5 protein-coding genes and 1 pseudogene are annotated in these 6,530 nt (G+C 69.2%); 2 read left to right on the forward strand and 4 right to left on the reverse strand.

Going from position 1 to position 6,530, the window contains the following annotated elements; all coding sequences use genetic code 11:
- Window positions 1-15: 15 nt before the first annotated feature.
- Window positions 16-1,107, forward strand: a complete 1,092-nt coding sequence (locus Rhe02_RS43470; protein WP_203914391.1) for an ATP-dependent DNA ligase — start codon at window positions 16-18, stop codon at window positions 1,105-1,107.
- Here Rhe02_RS43470 and Rhe02_RS43475 read toward each other — a convergent pair.
- The 4 genes from Rhe02_RS43475 to Rhe02_RS43490 all read right to left on the reverse strand — a co-directional run bounded on the left by Rhe02_RS43475 (window position 1,073) and on the right by Rhe02_RS43490 (window position 5,790).
- Window positions 1,073-1,270, reverse strand: coding sequence for a hypothetical protein (locus tag Rhe02_RS43475; RefSeq protein WP_203914392.1), 198 nt, complete (start codon window positions 1,268-1,270; stop codon window positions 1,073-1,075). The two genes, Rhe02_RS43470 and Rhe02_RS43475, sit on opposite strands and share 35 nt — an antisense overlap.
- 98 nt (window positions 1,271-1,368) lie before the next feature.
- On the reverse strand, window positions 1,369-2,352 hold the full coding sequence (locus Rhe02_RS43480; protein ID WP_239124431.1) for an anti-sigma factor RsbA family regulatory protein: 984 nt from the start codon (window positions 2,350-2,352) through the stop codon (window positions 1,369-1,371).
- A gap of 86 nt (window positions 2,353-2,438) precedes the next feature.
- Entirely contained in the window at window positions 2,439-3,074 is a 636-nt protein-coding gene (locus tag Rhe02_RS43485; RefSeq protein WP_203914393.1) for a response regulator, read from the reverse strand.
- Window positions 3,019-5,790: a winged helix-turn-helix domain-containing protein gene (locus Rhe02_RS43490; protein WP_203914394.1), complete on the reverse strand. Its 2,772-nt coding sequence runs from the start codon at window positions 5,788-5,790 to the stop codon at window positions 3,019-3,021. The genes Rhe02_RS43485 and Rhe02_RS43490 overlap by 56 nt, the downstream gene beginning before the upstream one ends.
- Window positions 5,791-5,968: 178 nt before the next feature.
- Between Rhe02_RS43490 and Rhe02_RS43495 the strand changes: the two are divergent.
- Window positions 5,969-6,530, forward strand: a pseudogene (locus Rhe02_RS43495) (glucose-6-phosphate dehydrogenase); the annotation flags it as partial.

Raw genomic sequence — 6,530 nt, forward strand, 5'->3', positions numbered from 1 at the left:
AGCACAATAATCTTCGTGGAGCTGCCCATCATGCCGCCGGTGTCGCCGATGCTCGCCAAGCCGGTCTCCGGCTTCCCGGCGAATTGTTCCTACGAGCCGAAGTGGGACGGATTCCGCTCCATCGTCTTTCGTGACGGCGACGAGATCGAGATCGGCAGCCGCAACGAGCGGCCCATGACGCGCTACTTTCCCGAGCTGGTGGAGGCGTTCGCCAGCGAGTTGCCGCAGCGCTGCGTCATCGACGGCGAGATTGTTCTGGTACGAGACGGGCGTCTGGACTTCGAGGCGCTTCAGCTTCGCCTGCACCCGGCCAAGTCGCGGGTGACCTTGCTGGCGTTCCAGACCCCGGCCGCGTTCATCGCCTTCGACCTGCTGGCCCTCGGCGACGACGACCTGACCGGGCAGCCGTTCCGGCATCGCCGCGAGCGCCTGGTGCAGGCGCTCGCCCAGGCCCGCCCACCGGTCCACCTCACCCCGGCCACCACCGACGAGCCGCTGGCCAGGCGCTGGTTCTCCGAGTTCGAAGGGGCCGGACTCGATGGCATCATCGCCAAACCGCTGGACGAGCCCTACGTACCCGACAAACGCACCATGTTCAAGGTCAAGCACGAGCGCACCGCCGACTGTGTGGTGGCCGGATACCGGCCGCACAAGAGCGGCCCGGAGGCCATCGGCTCACTGCTGCTCGGCCTCTACGCCGAAGACGGCTCGCTGGCGTCGGTCGGCGTGATCGGCGCCCTGCCGATGAGCGAGCGGCTGCGCCTGTTCACCGAGCTGCAGCCGCTGGTGACCACGTTTGCCGAGCACCCGTGGAACTGGGCACAGCCCGCTCAGGGACACGACAGCCAATGGTCGGGCGGGTCGCGATGGAACGCGGGCAAGGATCTGTCCTTCACCCCGCTGCGCCCCGAGCGGGTGGTCGAGGTCCGCTACGACTACATGGAGGGCAATCGATTCCGCCACACGGCGCAGTTTTCCCGCTGGCGGCCCGACCGCAGCCCGCGATCGTGCACTTTCGACCAGCTGGACCGCCCGATCACCGTCGACCTGGGTGTTGTTGTGCCCGGCTTGGCTAGAGCCACAACACCGATGGACCATTCGGGTTGAGCAGCTTGGGCAGCGTGTCGCTGCGGTACCAGCCCTTCAGCGCGGTCTGCCCGCAACCATCCCCGGTGCACAGGTAGGTCACCTGGTAAAGGCGTACATAAGCGGGGACGCCGTCCAGGTCGTGGTGGTCCTCGACCTTCTGCCGCACCGCGGTGGCACTCATCGGCGACCGGCACTGTACGCAGTCGGGTCGCAACGTTCCGTCCTTGCTCACCATCCCATCTTGCGATGGAACCGGCTGACAGGGTGGGCAAAACGGAGTTATATGGCCCCTTGGTCGAGATCCTGGGTGAGGACCAGGTAGGCGCGGATGGTGGTGCCCCGTGGATTGGTGTGCATCCGTACGAGATCGGCGCGGCGGTGCACGAGGGACAGCCCGCGCCCGGTGGCCTGGTCGTCGCGCACCGGCCTGCGCCCTACCAGCGGATCGGTGATGTGGCTGCCGTTGGTGACCTCGAAGACGGCCCGGCCGTGCTCTGTCCAGGCGGCCAGCTGTCCGCGTCCGCCGCCGTGGTCGAGGGTGTTGGCGACCAGCTCGTCGACGGTGAGCACGGCATCGGCGACCCGCTCGACCGGCAGCCCGACCGCCAGCGCGAAGGAGGCGCTGAACCGGCGGGTCTCGGCGATGGTCAGGTGGGCGTTCTCGACATCGATGATGGTGTGCTCCGCGGTGGGTGGGCGCGGGGACAGCGGCACGTTGAAGGACTCGGCGGTGACCAGCGGATCGACGTATTGATCGCTCGGGTATTGCTCGGTGCTGGTCCACACGACCGGGTGGGTGCGCAGCGCGTCGGCCACTACCTGCGGCTCAAGCTCAGAGGTGTTGTAAGGGCACAGGATGATCGCGTTCAGGCCGTCGAAGGCGGGGTTGATGAGCGCCTCATGCTGGGCGCAGGCTGGGTACTCGGTGGCGTCGCGCCCCGCCCAGATGGGCTCGCCGATGATGCGAGCCCGTTTTCCGGCGTGTTCCCCGGCGAAGGCCAGCAGCACCTGACCGATGATCCGGCCCGGGTTGCGCCCGGCCACGGTCATGTCGTGCATGATCACTCGGCGCGCGTCGTCACCCAGCGCCTCACGCAGGCAGGCCAGGTTGGAGGTGGGCACCGACACCATGACCGGGTCCCCGGCCTCCAGTCCGTCCAAAATGAACGGAACCGTGGTGACCAGGTAATCCTGCTGATCTCGGTAGAACAAAGCCGGGTGATCGAACTGAGGTGCCGGCATCGCCGACGGTGCGGATCGCACGCTGCTCCTTCAGGTCGTCGAAAGGAAGTCCTGATTGTACAGCCATGGGGTCGGATAACCGACGATTGCGGCTCGCGGCGAGAAAGCTATTGATGATCCTTCAGTTTGACCGCCAGGATGGCCGCCTGGGTGCGCCTCTCCAGTCCCAGCTTGCTCAGCAGGCTGGACACGTAATTCTTCACGGTTTTCTCGGCCAGGAACATCTGTGCCGCGATCTGGCGATTGGTCAGGCCGTCGGCCACATAACCCAGGATCTTGCGTTCCTGTTCGGTGAGCCCCTTGAGCTGATCGGGCAGGTGCTGCGGATTGCGGATGCGTTCCAGCACCCGCTGGGTGACCGCGGGATCAAGCAGCGACTGCCCGGCGGCGACCCGCCGCACCCCGTTGACCAGATCGGTTCCCCTGATCTGCTTGAGGACGTAGCCCGCCGCGCCGGCCATGATGGCCGCGAAAAGCGCCTCGTCATCCTCGAACGAGGTGAGGATCAGGCCCTGGATGGAGGGGTCCACCGAGCGGACATCCCGGCACACGTCTATTCCGCTGCCGTCGGGCAACCGGGCATCGAGAACCGCCACGTGCGGACGCAGCGCGGGGATGCGCACGGCGGCCTCCTGCGCGGAGCCCGACTCGCCGACCACCTCGATGTCGCCCTCGCTTTCGAGCAACTCACGCAGGCCGCGGCGTACCACCTCGTGGTCGTCGAGGAGAAACACCCGGATCATCTTCGTAGTCTTGCCCACCCGGCCGCCCTGGGATAGAGACTTTAGGCCCTGGTGTGCCCGCGGGATCCGAGCGCAGCAGGCCGAGCTTGCGTGCGTGCCGCACCGCCTCGCGCCGGTTGCCCACCGCCAGCTTGCGGTACAGGCTGCGCAGGTGCGACTTGACCGTGTTCGGTGACACCGACAGCTCGCCGGCGATGTCCTTCATCGTCAGCAGGGTCGGCAGGTAGCGCAGCACCACCGCTTCGCGTTCGGTGATCGGCTCCAGCACCGGTGGGTCGGGGTGTGCCTCGGCGGCGGGCGCGGGCAGCAGCTCGCGCAGGCGCTGCCCGAAGCTGCCGTGCCCGGCGAGCAGATCGCGATGCCCGCTCAGCAGCGTCGCCACCGGAATCCCCGCGCTGAGGAACGGCTCGAAGAGGTCCTCGGCGGCGGCCGCGGACAGGGCCTCGTTCAGTGCGATGGTCACCGCTCCGTCATGCCCGAGCCGTTCGGCCGCCAGGGCGTGAACGAGCCACGCGTCGGCGCGCGCCCACGGGCCTACCATCGCGGGCGCGGAGTGCAGCCGGGAGAGCAGGCTGATGGCGTGCGCGGGGGCGCCGTCGGCCAGATGCGCCCGCGCGGCGACGATGGCGGCCCTGGCCGCGAGCGGATGGGCCGGGGGCGGTGCGGCGCTCAACGCGGCCAGAGCACCCGCCGCATGTCCTTGCTGGAGCTGGATTTCGGCCTCCATGATGGCCAGCCAGTCGCGCACCAGGGCGGGAAGCGGATGGTGCCCGGATTCCACTTTGGACTCGGCCAGCAGCTGCCGGGCCGCGGCCACCTCGCGCTGGGACAGCAGCAGCATCGCCCTGATCGCCGCGTGCGCCGCGGAGCCGGTGAGGCTCGGCTCGTGCCGGTCGGCCGCGTGCGCCGCCGCCAGCCGCTGACCGGCCTTGAGCGGGTGACCCCTTAGCCATTGGATGAGGGCCAGCGCGAGCAGGCTGAGCGTCGCGTGTTTCGAGCGCAGCCTGCCCGCGGGTTCGAGCAGCCGCACCGCCGCGTTGGCCAGCCTTGCCGCTTCATGCAGGTGGCCGCCGATCGCCTCGCGCAGGGCCAGCGTGCCAAGCGCCGAAACCTCCACCAGATCGAGGCGATGCTCACGCGCTTTGGCCAGCGCGGCTTGCAGGTTGTCGCCCGCCCGCTCGAAGCGCGCCTCCCACAACCACGCCTGTCCCACGTTTTCACTGATCACCGCGTGTAAGTGTGCTGCGGCCGGTATCGAACCGGGCATGGCGCCGTCGAGCACCGCGCTCAGCTCGCCTGCGGCGGCGTGGACGCCGGGCCAGTCCTGCCTGTGCCGGGCAAGCATCAGCTCGGCCAGGCGCAGCGCCGCGCGCCACGCCGGTTGCCGATCGGCGGGCAGCCGGGCGCCGCTGTGCCGGGCGAGCACCAGGAAGCCTTCCGCGTCATGGGATTGGCCCCGGTCGGCCGCCGCGAGGGCGAGCGCCGCCGCGATTTCCGGCTGTTGCGCCGCTCCCGGCACGGGCAGCCGGTCGATCAGCGCCAGCAACGCTTGCCGGTGCGGGCCAAACAGCTGGGCGGGCGCGTGCCGCACCACGATCGAGGCCGCGTAGCGCCAATCGGCCGCCGCGATCGCATGCTCGACCGCGTGGACCGGATCGTCCTGCGCGGCGTACCAGCGCGCCGCGCGCAGGTGCAGCTCCGCAAGCTCATCGGTCAGCTCCAGCCGCGCCTCCTGGCGCAGAAAGCCCAGAAACGGCTGCCGGTAACGAACCCAGCCCGGCGAGGCGTGCGCATCGCGCACCACCAGGCTCTGCCGCCGCAGCCGTTCCAGCATCGCCGCGCCCTGTCGCCGCCCGGTGATGGCGTCCGCGAGCTCGGCGGTCAGCGTCCCGGCCACGCTGGTGCGCAGGAGAAATCCTCGGGTCTGCGCGGTCATGCCGGACATCACCTCGCAACGCAGGAACTCGGCGAAGGCGTCGGGCTGGTCGTCGTCCTGAGCTTTCAAACACAGCGCAGCGGCCCAGCCCTCGGTTTGCGTGACGAGAGCACGCGCCTCGTCATCGCGGATGGGCAGGCTGCGCATCGCCCAGAGCTGGCCGGCTTCGGAGGTGGAGAAGGCCAGATCGTCGGGCCCGACCCGGGCCAGCTCGCCCGCCACGTGCAGCCGCCCCAGCGGCAGCGGTGGTTCGCTTCGGCTGCTCAGCACGAGATGCAGCTGGGGGATGCTGTGGCGCAGCAGGGAGGCGATCGAGCTCGCGGCCGGCCCGTCGCGGAGCCGGTCGACGTTGTCGAGCACCAGCACCAGCGGTGTCGACAGCCCGCCCAGCGCCGCGGCCACCTCGCTGATCAGGTCGGCGTCGACGCCGCGGGCCAGCGATTGATCGGTCAGGCCGCGAAGCTGGTCGCCGACGGCGCAGCGGCGCAGCGCGGCCAGCAGGTAGGACCAGAGCCTGACCGGCTCGTTGTCGAATTCGTCGAGGCTCAGCCAGGCGCCGGCCCCGAGAATGGCGCGCCGGTTCAGCCACGAGGCCAGCAGCGCCGACTTTCCCGATCCGGCCGGGCCGACGACGAGGGTCAGCTGCCGGCCCGCGCCCTTGTCCAGCTTGGTGTGCAGCCGGTCACGGGCGACGAACTTGGTCGGGGTTCGGGGCGGCTCCAGCTTTGCCGCTATCAGGCGCATGGTGTGTCCCGGCGATTGCACGACACCTTCAGCCATGTGCTCCCCCGGACGCATGCTTCGCCGTGTTTTCGCTCCCGAGCCTAACTCCGGCCCGGTGCGGTTCGTGTGGTTTCTGCGCTTTCACCCACCATGGGTGATGACCCGGCCCGCGCGGCGGGGTGAGGGTGTGAGGCACGGGCTGTCCGCCCGCTCGCCTCACCCTGGAGGGTCGACGATGGCACGGGATGTGCAAGGTGGGGGCCCAGCGCCCGCGGACATCTTGGTGATATTCGGCATCACCGGCGACCTGGCCAAGGTGATGACCTTCCGATCGCTTTACCGCCTTGAGGAACGCGGCCTGCTCAACTGCCCGATCATCGGGGTGGCGGTGGACGACTGGAGCGACGACCTGCTGCACGAACGGGCGCGTGACGCGATCGAGGCCACCGGCGAAACCCTCGACAAGGAGGTGTTCGAGCGGCTGGCCGGCCGGATGTCTTACCTGCCAGGCGATTTCTCCAACCCGGCCACCTATCAGCGGGTCGGCGCGGCCATGGGCAACGCGCGCACACCCGTTTTCTACCTGGAGATCCCGCCGTCGCTGTTCGGCATGGTGATCAAAGGCTTGTCCGGCGCGGGCCTGATTCGCGACGGCCGGGTCGTGGTGGAAAAGCCGTTCGGCCATGACCTCGCCTCCGCCAGGGCCTTGGCCGAAGAGCTGCACCACTACATCGCCGAGAAGCAGCTGCTGCGCATCGACCACTTCCTGGGCAAGATGGGGCTGGAAGAGCTGGTCT

This window comes from Rhizocola hellebori (assembly GCF_016862955.1).
Classification (GTDB): Bacteria; Actinomycetota; Actinomycetes; order Mycobacteriales; family Micromonosporaceae; genus Rhizocola; species Rhizocola hellebori.